The following is a 21514-nucleotide window of genomic DNA, read 5'->3' on the forward strand; positions in this document are numbered from 1 at the left end:
CTCAACCGCTCCGCCGGCCGCCTCTCGCGCCACCGCAGAGGTCCTGTGGCCGGGCTCGTGGTCCTGCTGCTCGCGCTGCTCCTGACCGGCGGCGCCTACTCGTTGTTCTCCCCCGGCGCCACCGCCGGACAAGCCGACACCTCCGCTGAGGACGTCACCAAGGGTCGCGAGCTGTTCCTCGTCGGCTGCGCGTTCTGCCACGGCCGCAACGGCGAGGGCGTCCTCACCGTCGAGGGCACCCAGTACGGCCCGGCCCTCAGCGACGTCGGCGGCGCCTCGGTCGACTTCCAGGTCGGCACCGGCCGCATGCCGCTGGCCCAGCCCGGCCAGCAGGCCGAGCGCAAGCCCCCCGTCTACACCGACGAGGAGGTGCGCCAGCTCGCGGCGTACGTCGACACGCTGGGCGCCGGCCCCGCCGTCCCCGACGAGTCGGCCTACACGCTGCCCAGCGACTTCACCGACGAGGAGCGCGAGTCCGCGATCACCCGCGGTGGGCAGATCTTCCTCACCAACTGCACGGCCTGCCACAACTTCGACGGCGCCGGCGGCGCGATGCCGCGCGGTGGCTACGCCCCGACCCTGCGGGGCGTGGAGCCGAAGTACATCTACGAGGCGCTGCTCACCGGCCCGCAGCAGATGCCCACGTTCTCCGACGGCAACCTGACCCCCGACGAGAAGCGCGACGTCATCGCCTACCTCGAGGACACCGGCGCCAAGCCCGCCTACAGCGGCTTCGGCCTCGGCAACCTCGGCCCGGTGAGCGAGGGCCTGTTCGCCTGGATCGTCGGCATCGGCCTGCTCGTCGGCTTCGCCATCTGGATCGCGGCGCACACCACGCGCTCGTCCCGGCAGAAGCCCGGCGGCAGCTCCAACCTCCCGGTCAACCTCTCCGACGGGGAGCCCGGCAGCCCGAAGGGGGGCAACGCATGACCGACCTCGAGAAGCACGGCGACGACCAGCACGGCGACGACCACGGCACCCCGGACGACGCCCAGGGTCGCCTGCCCGCGATGACGGGGGGCTACCTCCCCGTCGAGGAGCCGATCGCCAACCCGGGCCTGCCCGAGCACACCTGGCGTCCCACCGACGTCGACGAGGGCGCGGCCAAGCGGGCCGAGCGTCAGGTCTCCCTGATGTTCCTGCTCTCGGGCGTGTGCACCGTGCTGTTCGTCGTGGCCTACTTCACCCTCGACATCGGCGACAACTGGACCACCTTCGGTGGCCTCGGGGCGTCGACGTTGTTCCTCGGCCTCACCCTCGGTGGCGCCCTGCTGCTCATCGGCGTCGGCATCATCCAGTGGGCCCGCAAGCTCATGGCCGACCACGAGATCGTCGAGATGCGCCATCCGGCCCGGTCCTCCGACGAGGACCGCGAGACCACCGCGGCGGTCCTGCAGACCGGGCTCGAGGAGTCCGGCTTGGGCAAGCACTCGATGATCCGTCGCACGCTGCTGCTCTCCACCGGCCTGCTGGCCGCACCCGCCGTCATCCTGCTGCGCGACCTCGGTCCCAGCCCGGCCTCGGTGGCCAATGCCGAGGAGGGCACCGGGCTCAAGCACACCTTCTGGGGCACCGGTGACCGCATCCGCGTCGTCCGCGACGTCGTCGGCACCCCGATCCGCCCGGCCGACCTGCAGATCGGCGACCTGGTCAACGGCGTCCCCGACGGCCTCCTCGAGCTCGAGGGCATCGAGCTGCAGGTCGCCAAGGCCAAGGCCGCGGTGATCATGGTCAAGATGGAGCCCCGGGAGATCACCCCGGGCCCGGGCCGGGAGGACTGGTCGGTCGACGGCGTCATCTGCTACTCCAAGATCTGCAGCCACGTCGGCTGCCCCATCTCCTTGTACGAGCGCACCACCCACCACGTGCTGTGCCCGTGCCACCAGTCGACGTTCGACCTTGCGGACTCGGCTAAGGTGGTCTTTGGACCGGCCGGAAGGCCGCTCCCCCAGCTGCACCTGGGTGTCGACGACGAGGGTTACCTCGTGGCCGAAGGAGACTTCACAGAACCCGTCGGACCTAGCTTCTGGGATCGTGAGAAATGAGCATCGACACCAGCAAGGTTGCTGACAGCAACGCCACCAGTGCAGCCAAGGCGTCCAAGCCGTCCAAGGCCGGCGCCGTAGCGACCTGGGCCGATGACCGGCTCGGGCTCGCGGGTGCCATGAAGAAGAACCTGCGCAAGGTCTTCCCGGACCACTGGTCCTTCATGCTCGGCGAGATCGCTCTGTGGAGCTTCGTCGTCGTGCTCCTCACCGGCGTCTTCCTGACGTTCTGGTACGTCCCGAGCATGGGCGAGGTCGAGTACCAGGGCTCCTACGACCCGCTCCGGGGCGTGCACATGTCCGAGGCCTACGCCTCGACGCTGCACCTGTCCTTCGACGTGCGCGGCGGCCTGCTGCTGCGCCAGATGCACCACTGGGCAGCCATGATCTTCATCGCCTCGATGATGATCCACCTGCTCCGCGTGTGGTTCACCGGCGCGTTCCGCAAGCCCCGCGAGCTCAACTGGGTCATCGGCTGCCTGCTGCTGTTCCTCGGCACGCTCGAGGGCTTCACCGGCTACTCGCTGCCCGACGACCTGCTCTCCGGCACCGGCATCCGCGCCGCCGACGGCTTCCTGAAGGCCACGCCGGTCGTGGGCTCCTACATGTCGTTCTTCCTCTTCGGCGGCGAATTCCCGGGCGAGTCGATCATCCCGCGGCTCTACACCATCCACGTGCTGCTGATCCCCGGCCTGCTGGTCGCCCTGGTCGCGGCCCACATGCTGCTGCTCGTCTACCACAAGCACACGCAGTGGCCTGGCCCCGGTCGCACCAACGACAACGTCGTGGGCTACCCCATGCTCCCGGTGTACGCCGCCAAGGCCGGTGGGTTCTTCTTCATCGTCTTCGGTGTCGTCGCCATCATGGGCGCGACCATGACCATCAACGGCGTCTGGAAGTTCGGGCCCTACGACCCGACCAAGGTGACGGCCGGCTCGCAGCCCGACTGGTACATGGGCTGGCCCGACGGCCTGCTGCGCGTCATCCCCGGCTGGGAGTCGGTGATCGGTGGCTACACGATCTCGTGGAACGTCATGATCCCGATCCTGATCACGCCGCCGGCCCTGCTGGTCCTGCTGATCATGCTGCCGTTCATCGACCAGTGGATCACCAAGGACAAGCGGGACCACCACCTGCTGCAGCGTCCGCGTGACGCCCCGACGCGCACGGCGATCATGGTCGCCCTGATGACGTTCTACGGTCTGGCCTGGGCCGCCGGCGGCAACGACATCATCGCGATCAAGCTGCACCTGTCGATCAACCAGATCACCTACTTCATGCGTGGTGCTCTGTTCATCGGCCCGGTGATCGCCTTCATCATCACCAGGCGCTGGTGCATCTCGCTGCAGCGGCACGACCGCGAGAAGCTGCTCCACGGCTACGAGACCGGCGTCATCATGCGGTCCCCCGACGGTGGCTACAGCGAGCGCCACCTCCCGATCAGCGAGTCCGAGGCCTACCGCCTCACCGCTCGTGACCGCGAGAAGGTGTTCACCGCCGACGGCCGCATCGACGAGAACGGTGTCGCCGCTCCCGGTGGCCGTCTGGACGGCGTCCGCGCCAAGCTGTCGACGCTCATGTACGCCGACAACATCCAGAAGCCGACGCGGGCCGAGCTCGAGGAGGCGCACCACCACGCCGAGCACGAGAAGGCCCTCACCGCGGCCCTGACCGGCCACGCCGCCGACGGCCACCAGTTCGACGGCAAGCGCCCCGTCGACGACGAGGCCCTGCGCGGCGACTGACCGACCCGCTCCACCAGATCGACCCGTCGTAGTCCTACGGCGGGTCGATCTGCTTTTCGCAGGTGGAACACCGAGCCCCAGCACCGCCGCCCCGAGCACTACGGCGGCCGGGCCCAGGAGTCGCTCAGCCCGATCGCAAGAGCCCTGCGGGCGTGACGCGGTCAGCAGCGGGGAGGCACAGGTGCGATTGGCACGCTCCTGAAGCCAGACGGAGCTGCACACCACTCCCCCGGCTCGGACCGGGACCAGCCCGGTCGGAGTACTTCGACACGCAGGCCTACCAGCTGGCGAAGACACCGGGCCGCTTGCCGCACGGTCCCGGGCTGAGCTGGAACGTGCCCGAGCCGCCGCCAGCGAGACCACCCGGCGAGCGGGACCTGACGGCGGTCCGGTAGCCGGAGGACGGGCAGCGGCCGCCGAGGGTGCCCCTGATCGAGACCTGGCGGACGTTCTTCCGCACGACCTCGCCGATGTACATCGCGGTGTTCTGCCGGATCTCGACGACCCGGGTCGACCCGCCGTGCCACCGGAGATGTCCGGCTGGGCCTGGACCGTCGAGGTGGTGAAGCCGAGCACGACGATCGTTGCCAGGGCAGCACGAAGGCGACGCCCGAACCCGTTCGCGCCCAGCGCGCCGCTGTGGCACCGCCCACGGACACGGTCAGAGGCGGACGTCCCCGTCGGGTCCGCTCCCCGAGCGGAGCCCGACGGGTCAGAGGGCCGAGTGCGTCCGGTAGTCGGCGAAGGAGGTGTTCCAGTCGCCGTAGCCGTTGTCGAAGGTCATCTCGCGGTCGGTGCCGGTGTACTCGACGACGTCGCCGCGACGGCTCATGTCGTAGAGCCACTTGGCGTTCTCGGTGCTGAGACCCGTGCAGCCGTGCGAGACGTTGGCGTTGCCCTGGGAGCCGACCGACCACGGCGCGGCGTGGATGAACTCTCCGGAGTAGGTCAGGCGCATCGCCCACTGCACGTTGTCGATGTCGTAGGCCTCGGAGCTGCCCTGCGGGATGCCGACGGTCTCGGAGTTCATCCGCTTGGAGTCGAACTTCTCGATGATGACCTTGGTGCCCGAACGGGTCGTGAAGCCGGGCTTGCCGGTGGTGATCGGGATGGTGCGCAGCAGCTTGCCGTTGCTGAAGACCTTCATCTGGTGGGTCTTGGCGTCGACCTGGTAGATGTGGGCGTCACCGACGGTGAAGTCGACGTCGCGGTCCTCCTGGCCGTAGATGCCGTCGCCGGCGTCGACCCCGTTGACGTCGACGTCGACGCTGACCTCGGTGCCGGGTCGCCAGTAGGACTTGGGGCGCCAGTGGGCCTCGTTGCCGTTCAGCCAGTACCAGGAGCCCTCCTGCGCGGGCTGCGAGGTGACCGTCATGTGGCGCTCGAACTCGGCGCGGTCGGTCACGGCGACGTCGAAGGTCACGATGACGGGCATGCCGACGCCCACGGTCTCGCCGTCCAGAGGCGCCACCGACGGGTAGGTCTGCTCGGCCAGCGTGAGGTCGGCCGTGGTGAACCGCTGCCGCAGCTGCGAGGAGCCCTCGCCGTCGTCGGCCGTCGCCCGCACGGTGTAGGTGGTGCCCGGCTCGAGCCTGTCGGAGGCGGTCCACGAGGCGCCGTCGTCGCTCAGCGCACCCTCGACGGTGCCCTCGGGCGAGGACACGGTCACCTCACCCAGGGAGCCGCTCTCGGCGCTGACCTCGACGAGCGTCGAGACGGGGACCGCCGAGGCGCCGCGCTTGACGTTGACGTCGATCGCGGGCCCGCTGGGCTTCTCGGCCACCCCGGCGCCCGTGGCGCCGCCGTCGGCGCTGCCGGTCGCGTCACCGCGCCGCTGGCCGCCGGCGTCGCCGTCGCCGCCGGAGCAGGCGACGAGCGAGACCCCGAGGACGCCGGCGAGGGCGACCGCGGCGAGGCGGCGGGCCGAGGCTCGGCCCGAGAGGCGCTGGGACATGAGCACTCCAAGCGGGTGTGGCGACTGGTCCGGACGATGAAGCCTAACCGGCGGCCGGTCACGAACCCGAAACAACGACGGCCCGGGGCGTCGCCCCGGGCCGTCGTCGGATGATGCAGGTGGGTCTGCTCAGTGAGCGTGCTCGCCCCGGTAGTACTCGAAGACCAGGCCCTGCAGGGCCAGGGAGCCCAGGGCGCCGCCGATGATGAACAGCCACCAGGCGCCGGCGGCGACGCCGAAGACCATGACGGCCAGGGTGGCGCCGCACCACAGCGGCCACCAGGAGTACGGCGGGAAGAACCCGAGCTCGCCCGCGCCGTCGGCGATCTCGCCGTCCTTGCGGTCCTCGGGGCGCTCGTCCATCTTCCGGGCGTGGAAGCCGAGGTACATCGTGACCATGAGGGTCAGCAGGCCGGTCATGACGAGCGCCGACGTACCCGTCCAGTCACCACCGCTGTCGCCCGCGTCGGTCACCAGCCAGTAGGCCGGCGTCACCAGCACCAGGAAGATGGTGGTGATGCCGAAGATCCAGGCCTCGGCCTTCATCGCTCGTCACCCTCCGTGTCGTTGCGCTGCATGCGCTCCTTGAGCAGCGTGTCGCGACCCTCCATGTCCGGGGCGTCGGCGAACTTGCCGTCACGCGCAGCGGCGTTCTCCTCCATCTCGATGGCCGCGACCTCGGGGTGGTGCAGGTCGAAGGCCGGCGACTCCGATCGGATGCGCGGGATGGAGTGGAAGTTGTGGCGCGGCGGCGGGCAGCTGGTGGCCCACTCGAGCGAGCGGCCCCAGCCCCACGGGTCGTCGACCTCGACCTTGGGCGCCTTGCGGGAGACCCAGAGGTTGTAGAGGAACGGCAGCATCGAGGCGCCGAGCAGGAACGAGCCGAGCGTGGAGACCTGGTTGAGCGTGGTCCAGCCGTCGGCCTCGGTGTAGTCGGCGTAGCGGCGCGGCATGCCCTCGACACCCAGCCAGTGCTGGACGAGGAACGTGACGTGGAAGCCGACGAACAGCAGCCAGAAGTGCAGCTTGCCGAGGCGCTCGTCGAGCATCCGGCCGGTCATCTTGGGCCACCAGAAGTAGAAGCCCGCGAACATCGCGAACACCACGGTGCCGAAGACGACGTAGTGGAAGTGCGCCACCACGAAGTAGGAGTCGGAGACGTGGAAGTCCAGCGGCGGGCTGGCCAGGATGATGCCGGTCAGGCCACCGAACAAGAAGGTCGTGAGGAAGCCGATCGACCACAGCATCGGGGTGTCGAAGGAGACGGACCCGCCCCACATCGTGCCGATCCAGTTGAAGAACTTCACGCCTGTCGGCACGGCGATCAAGAACGTCATGCCGGAGAAGAACGGCAGGTTGACCGACCCGGTGACGAACATGTGGTGGGCCCAGACGGCGACCGAGAGGATCGCGATGCCGAGCGTGGCGCCCACGAGGCCGACGTAGCCGAAGATCGGCTTGCGGCTGAAGACGGGGAGGATCTCGGTCACGATGCCGAAGAACGGCAGCGCGATGATGTAGACCTCTGGGTGCCCGAAGAACCAGAACAGGTGCTGCCAGAGGATCGCGCCGCCGTGGGCGGTGTCGAAGACGCTGGCCCCGATCTGGCGGTCGGCCTCCAGCATCAGCAGCGCGCCGGCGAGGATCGGGAACGCGATGAGCACCAGCAGGCTGGTGATGAGGGTGTTCCAGGTGAACAGCGACATCCGGAACATCGTCAGGCCCGGCGCACGCATGCAGATGATCGTGGTGATGAAGTTGACCGCGCCGAGGATGGAGCCGAGACCGGCCATCCACAGGCCCATGATCCACAAGTCACCACCGACGCCCGGCGAGCGGACCGCGTCGGAGAGCGGGGTGTAGGCGAACCAGCCGAAGTCGGCCGCTCCGCTCGGGGTCAGGAACCCGGAGCCCGCGATGATGCCGCCGAACAGGAACAGCCAGTAGCTGAACATGTTCAGGCGCGGGAACGCGACGTCGGGCGAGCCGATCTGCAGCGGCATGATCACGTTGGCGAAGCCGAAGAACAGCGGCGTCGCGAACAGCAGCAGCATGATCGTGCCGTGCATCGTGAACAGCTGGTTGTACAGCTGCTCGTTGACGACCTGGCTGCCGGGGAAGGCGAGCTCGGAGCGGATGACCAGGGCCATCACGCCGGCGAGCAGGAACCAGACGAACGACGTGACGAGGTACAGCTTGCCGATCAGCTTGTGGTCGGTCGTGGTCAGGAGGCGCACGACCTCCTGGCCGAGCGGCTTGCGCCCCGCGACGGGGGTGATGCTCTCGTTCTGCGGGTCCGCGGTCGTGGTCACAGGCAGACCTCCTCGCTGTTGCTCTCCTCGGTCTCACCCTCGGTGGCCTCGAGGCCGTCCTGGGTGCTGGCGTTCTCGCCGCCGCAGATGACGCCCTGGGAGACGTTGCCCGCGTCGTACTGCTGCTCGAGGTAGGCCTCGTACTCCGCCTCGGTGTCCACGCTCACGTTGAACAGCATGCGGGAGTGGTAGACCCCGCACAGCTCGTAGCACTTGCCGGCGTACTCGCCGGTGGTCTTGGGCGTGACCTGGTAGTGGTTGGCCTGGCCCGGGATGACGTCCATCTTGATGAGGAACGCCGGCACGCCGAAGTCGTGGATGACGTCGGGGCTGCGCAGCTCGAACCGGGTCGTGGTGTCGACCGGGACGTGCAGCGTGGGGATGTCGGAACCGGTGCCGACTTCGTAGACGTTGACCGGCTCGGACTCGCCCTCGGGCGTGTACTCGTAGTTGAAGGTCCACGACCACTGCTGACCCACGACGTAGACGGTGTTCTCGACCGGGTCGTCGGGGTTGTTGAGGACCTGGTTCTGCGTCTGGATCGTGTGGTCGAAGAAGACGATGACCATGATGATCGGGAAGATCGTGTAGAAGATCTCGAGCGGCAGGTTGTAGCGCGTCTGCACCGGGACCTCGTCGTCGTGACGACGGCGATAGCGCCAGATCGCCCAGAAGATGAGTCCCCAGACGACGACGCCGGTGACCAGCGCAGCGATCCAGGCGCCCTGCCAGAGGTCGAGCGTGTGCTCGCCCTCCTCGGTGGCGGGCTTGGGCATGGCGAGCCGCTCGAACTCCGAGTCGGAGCCGCAGCCCGACACGACGATGGCGGTGAGACCCAGGAGAGCGACCAGGGCGGCGCGGCGCGGACGCCGGCGACCTGGGCGCCCGGGGAGGAGCAGACCCACGAACGAGCCCTTCTCTCAGGTGGTCACGAACTTCTTCAGAGTACTCCCAACTGACTCCCAGGGAGCGCCCGGGTGGGTGGTTGGATCGGTCACGTGCTCGCGCCGACCCGCTACCTCGACGCGGCCTCCTCCGAGCCGCTGCACCCCGCGGCACGGGAGACGCTGCTCGCCGCCCTGGACGCGGGGTGGGCCGATCCGCGACGCCTCCACCACCCGGCCCGCTCGGCGCGCCTGCTGCTCGACAACGCCCGGGCCGCGGTCGCCGAGGCGCTCGACGTCCGAGCCGACGAGGTGACGTTCACGGCCTCGGGCACCGAGGCGACCCACCGCGGCCTGCTCGGCCTGGCCGCCGCCCGTCGGCACGTCGGACGGCGCGTCGTGCTCTCGGCCGTCGAGCACAGCGCGGTCGCGCACGCCGCCGCCTGGTGGGGGACCCCGAGCGAGGTCGGGGTCGACCGGGTCGGCCGGGTCCGGCCCGACGACCTCGTGGAGGACTGCCGCGGCGGCGACGTCGCGGTGGCCGCCCTGCAGTCGGCCAACCACGAGGTCGGCACCACGCAGGACGTCCACGGCGTCATGGAGCTCGGCCTGCCCGACGGCGTGCCGTTGTTCGTCGACGCCTGTGCCTCCATGGGCCGCCTCCCGCTCCCCCGCGCCGGGGCCGCGCTGGCCGGCTCGGCCCACAAGTGGGGCGGGCCCGCGGGCGTCGGCGTGCTCGTCGTACGACGGGGGGCGGCGTGGGAGAGCCCGTTCCCCGCCGACGACCGCACCGACCACCGGGCCGCGGGCTTCGAGAACGTGCCGGCGGCGCTGGCCGCGGCCGCCGCGCTGCAGGCCGTGGTCGCCGAGCGGACCGAGGTCGCGGCCCGCCAGCACGCCCTGGTCGACCGGGTCCGGGCCGCTGCGGCCGCGATCGGCGACGTCGACGTGGTCGGCGATCCTGTCGGTCGCCTGCCGCACCTCGTGACGTTCTCGGTGCTCTACGTCAACGGCGAGCGGCTCGTCACCGAGCTCGACCGGCGCGGCTTCGGGGTGGCGAGCGGGTCGGCCTGCACGGCCTCGACGCTCGAGCCCTCCCGGGTGCTGGCCGCGATGGGCGCCCTCACCCACGGCAACGTGCGGGTCTCGCTGGCCCGCGGGACCACCGAGGCCGACGTCGACGCCTTCTGCGCGGCCCTGCCCGGGGTCGTCGCGGAGCTGCGCGCATGACCGACGGCGCGCTGGAGCTCGACTGCCGGGGGATGCTCTGCCCGGCCCCGATCATCGAGCTCGGTCGTCGGCACGCCGAGGTCGCGGTCGGCTCGGTCGTGGCGGTGGTCGCCGACGACCCGGCCGCACGGTACGACGTGCCGGCCTGGTGCCGGATGAAGGGCCAGGACTACCTGGGCGAGGAGCGTGCCGACGACGGCACGCCGCGCTACCTGGTGCGGCGCACCGGCTGAGCCGGCGTCAGGACAGGTGGCGGCCCACCTCGGCCGCCGCGTCGGCGCCGTACGACGTCTCGAGCCGGCCCAGGAACTCGGAGGCGGTGAAGGAGTACTCCTGGGTGCCGACCGTCTCGACGACGTACGCCGCGAGGACGCAGCCGACCTGGCAGGCGCGCTCGAGGCCGAGGTCCCAGCTCAGGGCGGCCAGGAAGCCGGCGCGGAACGCGTCGCCGACGCCGGTGGGCTCGACCGCGGTGACGTCGGCCGCGGCCGTGACCTCGATCGTGGGCTGGCCGGCGCGCTGCACGCGGACGCCGTCCTTGCCGAGGGTGGTGACCTGCGTGCCGACCCGCGAGAGGACCTCCTCGGCGCTCCACCCGGTCTTCTGCTCGATCATGTGCGACTCGTACTCGTTGGAGAACAAGATGGAGGCGCCGTCGATGAGCTGGCGGATGAGGTCGCCGCCGCTGAACGCGAGCTGCTGGCTGGGGTCGGCGATGAAGGCGTAGCCGCGCTGGCGGCACTCCTCGGTGTGGCGCAGCATGCCGTCGGGGTCGTCGGCACCGACGAGCACGTAGTCGGGCTCGCCGACGCGCCCGACGATCGGGCCGAGCTCCACGAGGCGGGCCTCGCTCATCGCACCGGGGTAGAAGGAGGCGATCTGGGCGCCGGTCGGGTCGGTGGTGCAGACGAAGCGTGCGGTGTGGCGGCTCTCGGAGATCCGGACCGACTGGCAGTCGACGCCGTGGCGCTCGAGCCAGGAGCGGTAGTCGGCGAAGTCCTCGCCGGCCGCACCGACGAGCACCGGCCGCAGGCCGAGCTGGCCGAGGCCGAAGGTGATGTTGGCGCCCACGCCGCCGCGGCGGATCTCGAGGTCGTCGACGAGGAAGGACAGCGAGATCTTGTCGAGCTGCTCGACCACGAGGCTGTCGGCGAACTTGCCGCCGAAGCCCATGAGGTGGTCGGTGGCGATCGAGCCGGCGATGAGCAGGGAACCGTGGGTCACGTGAGCCGACCCTAGGGCGCGGAGACTACCGATCGGTATTCCTGGGGGTACCTGTCAGTAGCCCCTAGCGTCGACGTCATGACCTCCTCGCGCCCGTACGACGACCTCGGCTCCCCCGCCCAGATGCAGGCCGACTGCCGGGCGACGACGGCGCGTCTCGAGCGGGCCGCGCGCCGGGTCACCGCGCCCGCGCCGTCGCTGCACTACGACGAGCAGCCGGCCGAGCGGTCCAAGCCGACGATCGAGGTCTCGGCCGCCGCGGCCCGGCTGGCGGGGGCGCTGCACTTCCACCTGGAGTGACCTGGTGGCCGGCCCACGTCCGGCCCGAGACAGCAACAGGCCCCCGCCGTCGGCGGGGGCCTGTCGTGTCAGCTGTGCCAGCGGCTCAGTGGAAGCTGTCACCGCACGCGCACGAACCCGTGGCGTTGGGGTTGTCGATGGTGAAGCCCTGCTTCTCGATGGAGTCGACGAAGTCGATCTCGGCCCCGTTGAGGTAGGGCACGCTCATGCGGTCGACGACGACGGCCACGCCGTCGAAGTCGGTGACGACGTCACCGTCGAGGGTGCGCTCGTCGAAGAAGAGCTGGTAGCGAAGGCCGCTGCAGCCGCCGGGCTGCACGGAGATGCGCAGCTGGAGGTCGTCGCGACCCTCCTGCTCCAGCAGGCTCTTCACCTTCGCGGCGGCCACCGAGCTCAGGTTGATCTGGTCGGTGCGACGCTCGGTGGTCTCGAGCTGCTCGGTCATGTCAGTGGCTCCCTGGTACGAGACGTGGGGTGGTTGCTCCTGGTCAATCGTCGCACACGGCGGGTTATTCCTCCCCCGCCGCCGGCTAGCGCGACCAGGTGCGGGCGGTGCGCTCGGCCAGCGCGGCCAACGACCCGGCCGGGTCGGCCATCGCCCGGTCCAGGCCGACGAGGTCGGCCATCGAGTAGGCAGACTCGACCCCCAGCGCCCGCATCTCGCGCGACCCCACCAGCACCTGCCCGGCCAGCGCGACGCAGGGCCGCAACGCCTCGGCAGCGACCTCCGCGACGCCGTACGGGACCTTGCCCGAGCGGCTGGAGAAGTCGAAGGCGCCCTCGCCGGTGACGACGAGGTCGGCCGCCCGGGCGCGCTCGGCGAGCCCGACGGCGTCGACGACGAGGCCGATGCCGGGCTCGCGCCTCGCGCCGAGGCAGAGCAGGGCGTGGCCGAGCCCGCCGGCGGCGCCGGCGCCCTTCTCCAGCGCCGTACGGCGGTCGGTGGCGACGGCGAGCAGCTCGAGCCGGGCGTCGACCGCGGCGATCCGGTCCTCGCCGATGCCCTTCTGCGGCCCGTAGGTCTTGGCCGCCCCGAACAGGCCGGTCAGCGGGTTGTCGACGTCGGAGGCCATCACCAGGCGCACGTCGCCGAGCCGGGCGCGGGCGGGACCGAGGTCGACCGCCCCGAGGCCGTCGAGCCCGGCCGGACCGCCGTCCAGGGCGGCGTCGGCGGTGGCGCCGAGCGCGGCCAGCAGCCCCGCTCCCCCGTCGGTGGTGCCCGACCCGCCGAGGCCGAGCACGACCTCCTCCGCGCCTCCGTCCAGGGCGGCCAGCAGCAGCTCGCCGACACCCACCGTCGAGGCCGTCTCGGCGGCGTCCTCCGGCACGAGGTGGCGTCCGCAGGCCTGCGCGGTCTCGACGTACGCCGTCGCGCCGACGCGCAGCACGGCCGCGGGCACGGGGTCACCGACGGCCGAGGTGACGGTGACGAGGTGGAGCTCGCCGCCCAGCGCGGCGTGCAGCACGTCGACGAACCCGGGCCCGCCGTCGGACATCGGCGCCAGGTCGAGCTGGTCGTCAGGGGCCTGGCGCCGCCAGCCCTCGGCGACCGCCTCGGCCGCCTCGACGGCGGTGAGGGTGCCGGCGAACTTGTCCGGGGCCACGAGCACGCGCATGCCGCCATCCTGCCGGGCGGGGGCACGCCCTCGCGTGAGCGCGTGCCCGACGTCGTCGTCCGCCCGATGCGACCCGCCGACGTGCCGGCGGCCGAGCGTTTGTCGGCCGAGGCCTTCCTGGGCGTCGACCGGGCGCTGCGGGCGCCGGGCGACCCCGAGCCGCAGGAGCGGCCGCAGCCGCGCGCGGCCCGCTGGGTCGCCCGCACGCTCGGCACCGTCGCGACCGACCCCGGCGGGTGCTGGGTGGCCGAGGACCCGGGCGCCCCGGGCGCACCGGACGGCCTGGTCGGGTTCGCCACGAGCATGCGCCGCGACGGCACCTGGGTCCTCGCGACGTACGCCGTCCGGCCCGGCCGGCAGGGCCGCGGGGTCGGCCGGCACCTGCTGGACGCGGCGCTGACCCACAGCCGGGGGTGCCTGCGCGGGATGCTGTCGTCGAGCGCCGACCCGGCCGCCGTGCGCCGCTATGTGCTGGCCGGGTTCGAGATGCACCCGCAGATGACGCTGGCGGGCACGGTCGACCGGTCCGCGATCCCGCCGGGCACGGGCGAGCGGGTGCGCGAGGGCACCTCGGCCGACACCGACCTGCTGGAGTCGCTCGACCGGCGGCGCCGCGGCTCGGGCCACGGCCCCGACCACGCCTACCTGCAGGACACCTGCCGCCTGCTCGTGGTGGAGACCCGGGCCGCCTCGGGCTACGCCTACCTCGACCGCGAGTCCTCGGTGCAGCTGCTCGCCGCGACCGACCGCCGCACCGCCGCCCGGCTGCTGTGGACCGCGCTGGCCGACGGGCCCGAGCAGCAGCGGGTGACCCACGTGACCGCGGCCAACGCCTGGGCGGTCGAGATCGGCACCGCGGCCCGGCTCGCCCTGCGCACCTCCGGGTTCCTCGCGCTGCGCGGGATGGACCCGCCGGCGCCGTACCTGCACCACGGCGCACTGCTCTGACGCACCGCGCCGGCCCCGCGGCGCGCTCCCTACGATGGGGGCATGACGACCGTCGACCTCCCGCTCCTGCCCCTCGGCCGCGGGACCGACCGCGCCTCCGAGCGCGGCGTGGAGTGCCCGGGCGACCTGCCCGCGGCGTCCGACCCCGACCTGGTGGCGCGGGCCCGCGCGGCCAAGGAGGCGCTCGGCGACCGGGTGTTCGTGCTCGGCCACCACTACCAGCGCGACGAGGTCATCCAGTTCGCCGACGTCACCGGCGACTCCTTCAAGCTCGCCCGCGAGGCGGCCGCCCGGCCCGAGGCGGAGTACGTCGTGTTCTGCGGCGTCCACTTCATGGCCGAGTCGGCCGACATCCTCACCGGTCCCGGTCAGCAGGTCGTCCTGCCCGACCTGGCCGCCGGCTGCTCGATGGCCGACATGGCGCGGCTGCCCCAGGTCGAGACGGCCTGGCGGGCGCTGGCCGAGGCCGGCGTGCAGGACTCCGTCGTGCCGGTGACCTACATGAACTCCAGCGCCGACATCAAGGCCTTCTGCGGCCGCAACGGTGGTGTCGTGTGCACGTCCTCCAACGCCGAGGTGGCGCTGGAGTGGGCCTTCGAGCAGCACGGCCCCGACACCAAGGTGATGTTCTTCCCCGACCAGCACCTCGGCCGCAACACCGCGGTGCTGAAGATGGGCTACTCCCTCGACGACTGCGTCGTGTGGAACCCGCTGCTGCCGGGCGGCGGCCTCACCGTCGAGCAGCTGCGCGAGGCGAAGATGATCCTGTGGAAGGGCCACTGCTCGGTCCACGGGCGCTTCTCCCCCGAGGTCGTCGACGAGCTGCGGGCCACCATCCCCGGCGTCCAGGTGCTCGTGCACCCCGAGTGCCGCCACGAGGTCGTGCTCAAGGCCGACCTGGTGGGCTCCACGGAGTTCATCATCCAGACCATCGAGGCCGCGCCCGCCGGCTCGTCGTGGGCCATCGGCACCGAGCTCAACCTCGTGCAGCGCCTGGCCAACGCCCACCCCGACAAGCAGATCGTCTTCCTCGACAAGGACGTCTGCTACTGCTCGACGATGAACCGCATCGACCTGCCGCACTTCGTGTGGGCCATGGAGTCGCTCGCCGCGGGCACGGTGGTCAACCGCATCGAGGTCGACCCCGACACCGAGCGCGAGGCGCTGGTCGCCCTGCAGCGGATGCTCGACCTGCCGGGTCGCACCCACAAGGACTGAGTCAGAACAAGTCGCGCAGCCGGTCGAGCAGGGCGTCGCGCACGGCCTGCTGCACCGCGGCGCTGACGGCGGCCTCCAGCGCGTCGGGGTCGTCGAGGTCGTCGAGCAGGGCCCGCACGTCGAGCTCGTCGACGGCGCGCAGCAGGACGTCCTCGGTGTCCAGCGCGCCGTCGACCACCGAGTCGGGCAGCGCCCGCAGGGCCGCCTCGACGAACCGGTTGAGGTCGGCCGCGGCCAGGGCCTCGTCGGCCAGCTCGGAGGCCGGCGGCAGGTCGCCGTCGTCGCCCAGCCGGCGTACGGCGTCGCGCAGGCCGGCCCGCAGGGCGTCGACCTCGGCGTCGGTGGGGTCCTCCCGCTGGGCCAGGCGGAGGGTGAGGGCCTCGCGGCTGGTGCCGAGGCGGCAGGCGGCGGCGTCGACGCCGAGCAGCACGATGCGCTCGGTGAGGCCGTCGATGCCGTCGGCGCGCGAGGTGACGGCGCGCTCGGCGCAGGGGTCGGCCGGGCGCAGCGGCTCGTAGGTGCCGCCGCCCTGGGCGACCTGGACCCCGAGCACGGCGGCGACCAGCACGAGGGCCACCAGGGGCAGGCCGAGGAGCTCGACGAGGCGGCGCGCGGTCACGGGTGGCGCCTCCGTCCGGGCAGGGCGACGGTGAGCATGGCCAGCAGCGCCAGGCCGGCCCCCAGCAGGAAGGAGTCGCGGAAGGCGGCCGTGGCGGCGCGCTCGAGCTGGTCGTCCAGCGCGCGCTCCAGGTCGTCGGCGGCGGGCCGCTCGGCGGGGTCGAGGTCGAGCGAGGCGAAGGCCGGGGCGAGGTCAGGCACCTGACCGCGCTCTGCCTGCAGCTGCCGCCCCAGCGCCTCGGCCACCGCGACCTTGTCCTCGGGCCGGAGCGGGGCGTCGATGACGAGCGCGGTGACGGCCTCCTGGGCCGGCGCCTCGGCCTCGCGCAGGTCGGCGGTGAAGACGGGGGTGAGCAGGGCGAGGCCGAGCACGATGCCGGCGTGCCGGGCCCCGATGGTCCACGCGGCGTGCCGGGCGCGCGGCAGCCGCTGCTCCAGGGCACGCTCGGTGAGGCGGTCGACGGTCATGCCGAGGCCGAGGCCGACCAGCACCTGCGGGGCGACCGTCCAGGCCAGGTGCGCCGACGGCGGCACCGCGAGCCCGACCAGCCCGCCCGCGACCAGGAAGCACCCGACGGCCACCTCCACGGTGGGCGGCGTGCGCAGCGCCCGGGCCAGGGGCCGGGCGGCCAGGGCCGCCAGCGGGACGACCGAGACCGTGACCGCCGCCGTGGCCGGTGACCGGCGCCACCCCTCCACGAGGAGCAGCACCAGCAGGAAGGACGCCGCCACCAGCGCGGCCGAGAGCACCGCGAGCGTCAGGTTGGCCCGCACCGCCGGGCGGTGCCGGTCGGCCGGGGGCTCGCGCGGCGCGGCCACGGTCAGCGCGGCGGGGACCGCCAGCACCGCGAACGGCACCTGCACCACGAAGATCGCCTGCCACGAGATGGCCTCGGTGAGCAGCCCGCCCAGGACCGGCCCGAGCCCCGTCCCCACCACCCCGGCGGTGATCCAGGTCGCGACGCCCCTCCGCTCGCCGTACGACGCCACGAGCAGCTCCAGGCAACCCAGGAGCGCGAGCGCGCCGCCGACCGCCTGCAGGCACCGGGCGGCGACGAGCACCTCGATGGTGCCGGCCGCGGCGCACCAGGCGGACGCCCCGGCGAAGACGGCGATGCCCACGGCGCTCGCGACGCGCGGCGAGGTGACCCGCAGGCTCCAGGCGGTCGGCACGGCGACCAGGGCGAGGACCAGGTTGAAGGAGATGAGGACCCAGGCGACCTCGCCGACGGTGGTGTCGAGCTCCAGGAGGATCTCCGGCAGGGCCAGGGTCACCACGGCCGAGTCGGCCAGCACGAGCGCCACCGTCACCACGAGGAGGGCGGTGACGACGCGACGCACCGGCCCATCCTGTCAGCCGGTCCTGCCCACCGGTCCTGCCAGCCGGTCCTGCCAGCCGGTCCTGCCAGCCGGTCCGCAGCGCTCAGCCCGTGCCGGGTCGCCGCGGGCGGTCGGAGACGGGCCAGGTGTAGGGCAGGTCGTCGGGGACGTCGGGGAACAGCGGTCCGTAGTGCTCGGGGTCCTTGCGCAGCAGGGCGGAGCGGTGGCTGCGGTGGAGGTCGTCGTCGCCGAGCCACGGCGGCAGCTCCCCGGCGGCGGCCAGCTCGTCCTGGTCGCGCACGGTGCCTGGGCCGCCGGCGGTCACGAGGTCGCTGACCAGCGTGGTGGCGCAGGTGTCGGCCCGGCCCAGGGCCCGCCAGGCCGCGCAGACGTCCAGGCCGTAGCGCACCACCGCCTCCTCGTAGCCCGCCCACATCGCAGCGATCGGGTGGTGGCGCCATCCGTACCCGGGGACGACGAGGGCGCGGAGCACCTGCACCGTCTCGGCCCGCTGCTTGCCGAGCCGCCGGGCGTCGAGCAGGCGGGCGGAGTCGGCGAAGCCGGTCACGGGGAGGAAGGTCTGCACGGAGCGGGGTACCCGCCGGCGGGGTCAGCCACCCGCTCCCGCCATCCGCCCGAGCCGCTCCGCCAGGCGACCCGCGGCCTCGCGGACCTCCGGTGGCTCGAGCACCTCGACGTCGTGCCCGAGCATCGCGATCCGCACCGCCAGCCACGTCGGGTCGTCGGCCCCGGCCGTGAGCCGACAGTGCCCGTCGGGGTCGTCGGGGTCGGGCTCCACCGTGGCGACAGCGGGCGGCACCTCGGCGCGCACGAGCGCGGCCGGGGCGGCGACCCGGGCCACCGCGACGTGCCGGTACGGCGCCGCCGTCACCGAGCGCTGCACGTGGGCCGCGGGGTCGGGGTGCTCGCGCGGGGCGAACCGCCAGGTGGTCACCTCGACGCCGGCCACCCGGTCGAGCCGGAACGTGCGCCAGTCGTGGCGGTCGAGGTCGAAGGCCAGCAGGTACCAGCGGCGGCCGGTGGCGACGAGCCGGACCGGCTCGACCCGCCGATCGACGGGCGCAACGGGTGCCGCGGCCGGGTCGGCCGGGCGGGCGGGCGGCGTACGACAGCGGACGCGGACGCCGTCGCGGCAGGCCCGGGCCAGGGCCAGCAGCACGTCACCGTCGACCTCGATCGCGCCCCCGGCGAGGGTGTCGGTGGCGTCGTGGAGCGTGCGGACCTCGCGGCGCAGGCGCGGCGGCATGACCCGGTCGAGCTTGGCCAGGGTCCGCAGCGCGGCCTCCCCCGCGCCCGCGACCGTGCCGCCCGCGGCCAGGCGCAGCGAGACCGCGGTGGCGATGGCCTCGTCGTCGTCGAGCAGCAGCGGCGGAAGCGCGCGACCGGCGCCCAGCCGGTAGCCGCCGCCGACGCCCGGGGCCGCCTCGACGGGGTAGCCGAGCTCGCGGAGCCGGCCGACGTCGCGGCGTACGCACCGGTCGGTGACGCCGAGCTCGGCCGCGAGCTCGGGCCCGGTCCACACGTGCCGGCGCTGGAGCAGGGACAGCAGGGTGAGCACCCGCTGGGTCGTCGCGTCGGCCACGTCGACGAGCCTGCCACGCATCGCGGACCGGAACGGTCCGGGTCTGGTGCTGTGCTGGGTCCATGACCTGGAACCGACGACTCACCGACCAGCTCACGTCCCACTGGGACGGCCAGGTGCGCCCGCGCCTGGTGGGGATGACCGACGCGGAGTACCTCTGGGAGCGGGTGCCGCACTGCTGGAGCCTGCGACCTCGCGGCACCTCGACCGCACCCGTGCAGGCAGGCTCCGGGGCGATGACGATCGACTTCGCGTTCCCAGAGCCCGAGCCCGCCCCGGTCACCACGATCGCGTGGCGCCTGGGCCACGTGCTCGTCGGCGTGCTGGCGATGCGCAACGCCTCCCACGTCGGCGGCCCGGCCACCGACTACGGCAGCTACGACTACCCCGCGACCGCCGCCGAGGCGCTCGCCCGGCTCGACGCGGAGGTCGGCACGTGGCTCGCCGGCGTCGAGGCCCTCGGTGACGACGGGCTCGAGCGGGCCGTCGGTCCGGCCGAGGGCGCCTTCGCCGCCGAGCCGTACGCCGTCCTGGTGCTCCACATCCATCGCGAGCTCGTCCACCACCTCGCCGAGGTCTGCCTGCTCCGCGACCTGTACGCCGCCCGAGCGGGGCTCGCGGACCACGAGCGTCACCCAGACCACGCGGCTGGGGCCCGTGGGACGGTGCTGCGATGAGCCGCGAGCTGCAGGTGAGCATCGACTGCGCCGACCCCGACCGGCTGGTGCGCTTCTGGTGCGAGGTGCTGGGCTACCGGCCGGACCTACCGCCCGCGGGGTTCGCCACGTGGGAGGAGGCGCTCGACGCGTTCGGGTGCCGCCGGAGGCGCGGAACACGCGCTCGGCCTGCTCCGACCCCGACGGCCGCGGCCCTCGGTTGTTCTTCCAGGCGGTGCCCGAGGGCAAGACGGCCAAGAACCGGCTCCACCTCGACGTCCGTGCCGCGCCCGGCCTCACCGGCGAGGAGCGGATGGCCGCGCTCGAGGCCGAGGCGTCGCGGCTGGTCGCGCTCGGCGGCACCCGTCTGGCGCGGCACGAGCCGGACCCGCCGCTGAGCCACGGGTTCATCGTCATGGCCGACCCCGAGGGCAACGAGCTCTGCCTCGACTGAGGTCCCGGGTTCTGCGGGGCGGGAGTGACGTGTGTGACGGGTGTGTTCGGGCAGAATCTCCAGTTAACCGGAGAAACTGCCACTCCTGACGGGGAACTTCCCACCAGGAGTGGGAGATCCTCCAGTTAACCGGAGAATCTGCCGACCCGGTGCCGCAGCACCCTGCCCAGCCCCTCAGACAGGCAGCGCGAACCAGACCGTGGCGCCGCCACCAGGGGTCTCGTCGACCCCGATGGTGCCGCCGTGGGCCTGGACGACCCGGCGGACCGTGTCGAGGCCGATGCCGGAGCCGAGGTTGTCGTCGGAGAGGCGGACCCGCGGCTCGAAGACGCGGGAGCGGTCGGCCTCGGGGATGCCGACGCCGTTGTCGGCGACCGCGATGACCACACGACCCTCCTCGGACCGGGAGGAGACGGCGACCTCGAGCGGGCGGGTGGGGTGGCGGTACTTGGCGGCGTTGTCGACGATGTTCTGCACGACCGAGCGCAGCTGCACCGGGTCGCCGGTGACCGTCGGCAACGGGCCGCGCTGCACCTCGACCCCGGACAGGGCGCCGCTGAGGTCGCTGAGCACGTCGGTGAGCACCTCGTCGAGGTCGACCGGCTCCGCGGCCATCGAGCCGCCGAGGGTCGCGTAGGAGAGCACCTCGTCGATGAGCGCGGCCATCCGGCGCGAGCCGTTGAGCGCGCGCTCGAGCAGCCACACCGCGTCGGCGGCCTCGTCGTCGTCGGAGAGCCGCTCGCGCAGCATCTCCAACGACATCGACACGCTGGTCAGCGGCGACTTGAGGTCGTGGCTCACGCGGCCGGCGAAGGTGGACAGGCGCTCGTTGGACTGGGCGAGCTGTCGGCTGCGCAGCGAGAGCTCCAGGACGTCGACGATCCGCTCGGCCAGGGTGGCCAGGGCGCCGACCTGGGTGGCGCCGAGCTCGCGCGGCTCCTCGTCGAAGACGCAGAGGGTGCCGATCACGACCCCGTCGAGGGTGCGCAGGTGGTGGGAGGCGTAGAAGCGGACGCTGCCGATCTCGCCGGTCACGAACGGGTTGGTCGCGAACCGCTCGTCGAGCCGGGCGTCGGGCACCACCACCGGGGTGTCGCTGTCGAGCGTCATCGCGCACATCGAGTCCTCGCGACGGCAGATCGCCGCGTCGAAGCCGAAGGTGGCGACCTGGTGCTGGGCCACGTCGGTGATCAGGTTGATCGTGGCCATCGGGGTGTCGCACACCTGCGCGGCGAGCTCGACGATCGCCTGCAGCTCCAGCCGCGGGGGTCGGGTCAGGATGTCGTACTGCTCGATGCGCGTGAGGCGCTTCGCGCTGGTGGTGTCGGCCATGGCCTGTCGAGGATAGCCACCGCCGCCCCCTCAGCGCAGGGGCTCGTGACAGTCG

The 21514-nt window shown here is 72.5% G+C and carries 21 protein-coding genes and 1 pseudogene; 10 read left to right on the forward strand and 12 right to left on the reverse strand.

The features are described from left to right. Positions 1 to 45: 45 nt before the first annotated feature. The 3 genes from qcrC to qcrB are packed head-to-tail and all read left to right on the forward strand — an operon-like array spanning position 46 to position 3790. Positions 46 to 930 carry a cytochrome bc1 complex diheme cytochrome c subunit gene (qcrC, locus tag FJQ57_RS13815; RefSeq protein WP_246081808.1) on the forward strand — a complete coding sequence of 295 codons (885 nt, stop codon included), beginning with the start codon at positions 46 to 48 and terminating at the stop codon, positions 928 to 930. After that, on the forward strand, positions 927 to 2045 hold the full coding sequence (gene qcrA / locus FJQ57_RS13820) for a cytochrome bc1 complex Rieske iron-sulfur subunit (protein ID WP_246081809.1): 1119 nt from the start codon (positions 927 to 929) through the stop codon (positions 2043 to 2045). The genes qcrC and qcrA overlap by 4 nt, the downstream gene beginning before the upstream one ends. Then, the gene (gene qcrB / locus FJQ57_RS13825) at positions 2042 to 3790 is read left to right on the forward strand and encodes a cytochrome bc1 complex cytochrome b subunit (RefSeq protein ID WP_139981206.1); all 1749 of its coding nucleotides are present in this window, start codon (positions 2042 to 2044) and stop codon (positions 3788 to 3790) included. The genes qcrA and qcrB overlap by 4 nt, the downstream gene beginning before the upstream one ends. 712 nt (positions 3791 to 4502) lie before the next feature. Here the strand turns inward: qcrB and FJQ57_RS13830 are convergent. The 4 genes from FJQ57_RS13830 to ctaC all read right to left on the reverse strand — a co-directional run bounded on the left by FJQ57_RS13830 (position 4503) and on the right by ctaC (position 8961). Continuing rightward, on the reverse strand, positions 4503 to 5744 hold the full coding sequence (locus tag FJQ57_RS13830; RefSeq protein WP_139981208.1) for a L,D-transpeptidase: 1242 nt from the start codon (positions 5742 to 5744) through the stop codon (positions 4503 to 4505). A gap of 129 nt (positions 5745 to 5873) precedes the next feature. Then, positions 5874 to 6290: a cytochrome c oxidase subunit 4 gene (locus FJQ57_RS13835; RefSeq protein ID WP_139981209.1), complete on the reverse strand. Its 417-nt coding sequence runs from the start codon at positions 6288 to 6290 to the stop codon at positions 5874 to 5876. After that, positions 6287 to 8056 carry an aa3-type cytochrome oxidase subunit I gene (gene ctaD / locus FJQ57_RS13840; RefSeq protein ID WP_139981211.1) on the reverse strand — a complete coding sequence of 590 codons (1770 nt, stop codon included), beginning with the start codon at positions 8054 to 8056 and terminating at the stop codon, positions 6287 to 6289. The genes FJQ57_RS13835 and ctaD overlap by 4 nt, the downstream gene beginning before the upstream one ends. Beyond that, positions 8053 to 8961 (reverse strand): aa3-type cytochrome oxidase subunit II, encoded by a 909-nt coding sequence (gene ctaC, locus FJQ57_RS13845; protein ID WP_246081810.1) that lies wholly within the window; start codon positions 8959 to 8961, stop codon positions 8053 to 8055. Before ctaC ends, ctaD begins: the two co-directional genes overlap by 4 nt. A gap of 93 nt (positions 8962 to 9054) precedes the next feature. On the opposite strand from ctaC, the gene FJQ57_RS13850 reads away from it, so the two are divergent. After that, the gene (locus FJQ57_RS13850; protein WP_139981213.1) at positions 9055 to 10170 is read left to right on the forward strand and encodes a cysteine desulfurase family protein; all 1116 of its coding nucleotides are present in this window, start codon (positions 9055 to 9057) and stop codon (positions 10168 to 10170) included. Beyond that, on the forward strand, positions 10167 to 10403 hold the full coding sequence (locus FJQ57_RS13855) for a sulfurtransferase TusA family protein (RefSeq protein WP_139981215.1): 237 nt from the start codon (positions 10167 to 10169) through the stop codon (positions 10401 to 10403). The genes FJQ57_RS13850 and FJQ57_RS13855 overlap by 4 nt, the downstream gene beginning before the upstream one ends. Before the next feature lie 7 nt (positions 10404 to 10410). Here the strand turns inward: FJQ57_RS13855 and FJQ57_RS13860 are convergent, their stop codons facing one another. Beyond that, a complete protein-coding gene (locus FJQ57_RS13860) occupies positions 10411 to 11343 on the reverse strand; it encodes a carbohydrate kinase family protein (protein WP_139981368.1) in 933 nt (310 codons plus the stop codon). Between the two features lie 129 nt (positions 11344 to 11472). Here FJQ57_RS13860 and FJQ57_RS13865 point away from each other — a divergent pair, with 129 nt between their 5' ends. After that, positions 11473 to 11694: a hypothetical protein gene (locus tag FJQ57_RS13865; RefSeq protein ID WP_139981216.1), complete on the forward strand. Its 222-nt coding sequence runs from the start codon at positions 11473 to 11475 to the stop codon at positions 11692 to 11694. 85 nt (positions 11695 to 11779) lie between these two features. Here the strand turns inward: FJQ57_RS13865 and erpA are convergent, their stop codons facing one another. Together erpA and FJQ57_RS13875 are read right to left on the reverse strand one after the other, a co-directional pair. Further along, complete coding sequence (gene erpA, locus FJQ57_RS13870) at positions 11780 to 12139, reverse strand: iron-sulfur cluster insertion protein ErpA (protein ID WP_139981218.1); 360 nt, start codon at positions 12137 to 12139, stop codon at positions 11780 to 11782. A gap of 85 nt (positions 12140 to 12224) precedes the next feature. Next, entirely contained in the window at positions 12225 to 13310 is a 1086-nt protein-coding gene (locus FJQ57_RS13875; RefSeq protein WP_139981220.1) for a glycerate kinase family protein, read from the reverse strand. Positions 13311 to 13352: 42 nt separating this feature from the next. Between FJQ57_RS13875 and FJQ57_RS13880 the strand changes: the two genes are divergently transcribed. Beyond that, positions 13353 to 14258 (forward strand): GNAT family N-acetyltransferase, encoded by a 906-nt coding sequence (locus tag FJQ57_RS13880; protein WP_139981222.1) that lies wholly within the window; start codon positions 13353 to 13355, stop codon positions 14256 to 14258. 42 nt (positions 14259 to 14300) lie between these two features. Beyond that, the gene (nadA, locus tag FJQ57_RS13885; RefSeq protein ID WP_139981224.1) at positions 14301 to 15476 is read left to right on the forward strand and encodes a quinolinate synthase NadA; all 1176 of its coding nucleotides are present in this window, start codon (positions 14301 to 14303) and stop codon (positions 15474 to 15476) included. A gap of 1 nt (position 15477) precedes the next feature. Here the strand turns inward: nadA and FJQ57_RS13890 are convergent, their stop codons facing one another. The 4 genes from FJQ57_RS13890 to FJQ57_RS13905 all read right to left on the reverse strand — a co-directional run bounded on the left by FJQ57_RS13890 (position 15478) and on the right by FJQ57_RS13905 (position 19017). Next, positions 15478 to 16095, reverse strand: coding sequence for a hypothetical protein (locus tag FJQ57_RS13890; RefSeq protein ID WP_139981226.1), 618 nt, complete (start codon positions 16093 to 16095; stop codon positions 15478 to 15480). Further along, on the reverse strand, positions 16092 to 17435 hold the full coding sequence (locus tag FJQ57_RS13895; protein ID WP_139981228.1) for an MFS transporter: 1344 nt from the start codon (positions 17433 to 17435) through the stop codon (positions 16092 to 16094). The genes FJQ57_RS13890 and FJQ57_RS13895 overlap by 4 nt, the downstream gene beginning before the upstream one ends. A gap of 82 nt (positions 17436 to 17517) precedes the next feature. After that, complete coding sequence (locus FJQ57_RS13900) at positions 17518 to 18000, reverse strand: MSMEG_6728 family protein (protein WP_139981230.1); 483 nt, start codon at positions 17998 to 18000, stop codon at positions 17518 to 17520. A gap of 24 nt (positions 18001 to 18024) precedes the next feature. Then, positions 18025 to 19017: a helix-turn-helix transcriptional regulator gene (locus FJQ57_RS13905; protein WP_246081812.1), complete on the reverse strand. Its 993-nt coding sequence runs from the start codon at positions 19015 to 19017 to the stop codon at positions 18025 to 18027. Positions 19018 to 19079: 62 nt separating this feature from the next. Between FJQ57_RS13905 and FJQ57_RS13910 the strand changes: the two genes are divergently transcribed. Beyond that, positions 19080 to 19694 carry a DinB family protein gene (locus FJQ57_RS13910; protein ID WP_139981234.1) on the forward strand — a complete coding sequence of 205 codons (615 nt, stop codon included), beginning with the start codon at positions 19080 to 19082 and terminating at the stop codon, positions 19692 to 19694. Further along, a pseudogene (locus FJQ57_RS23720) lies at positions 19691 to 20127 on the forward strand (VOC family protein). Before FJQ57_RS13910 ends, FJQ57_RS23720 begins: the two are co-directional and overlap by 4 nt. A gap of 174 nt (positions 20128 to 20301) precedes the next feature. Here the strand turns inward: FJQ57_RS23720 and FJQ57_RS13920 are convergent. Continuing rightward, positions 20302 to 21459, reverse strand: a complete 1158-nt coding sequence (locus FJQ57_RS13920) for a sensor histidine kinase (RefSeq protein ID WP_139981236.1) — start codon at positions 21457 to 21459, stop codon at positions 20302 to 20304. Positions 21460 to 21514 lie beyond the last annotated feature (55 nt).

Source organism: Nocardioides litoris (assembly GCF_006346315.1).
In the GTDB taxonomy this organism is placed as follows: Bacteria; Actinomycetota; Actinomycetes; order Propionibacteriales; family Nocardioidaceae; genus Nocardioides; species Nocardioides litoris.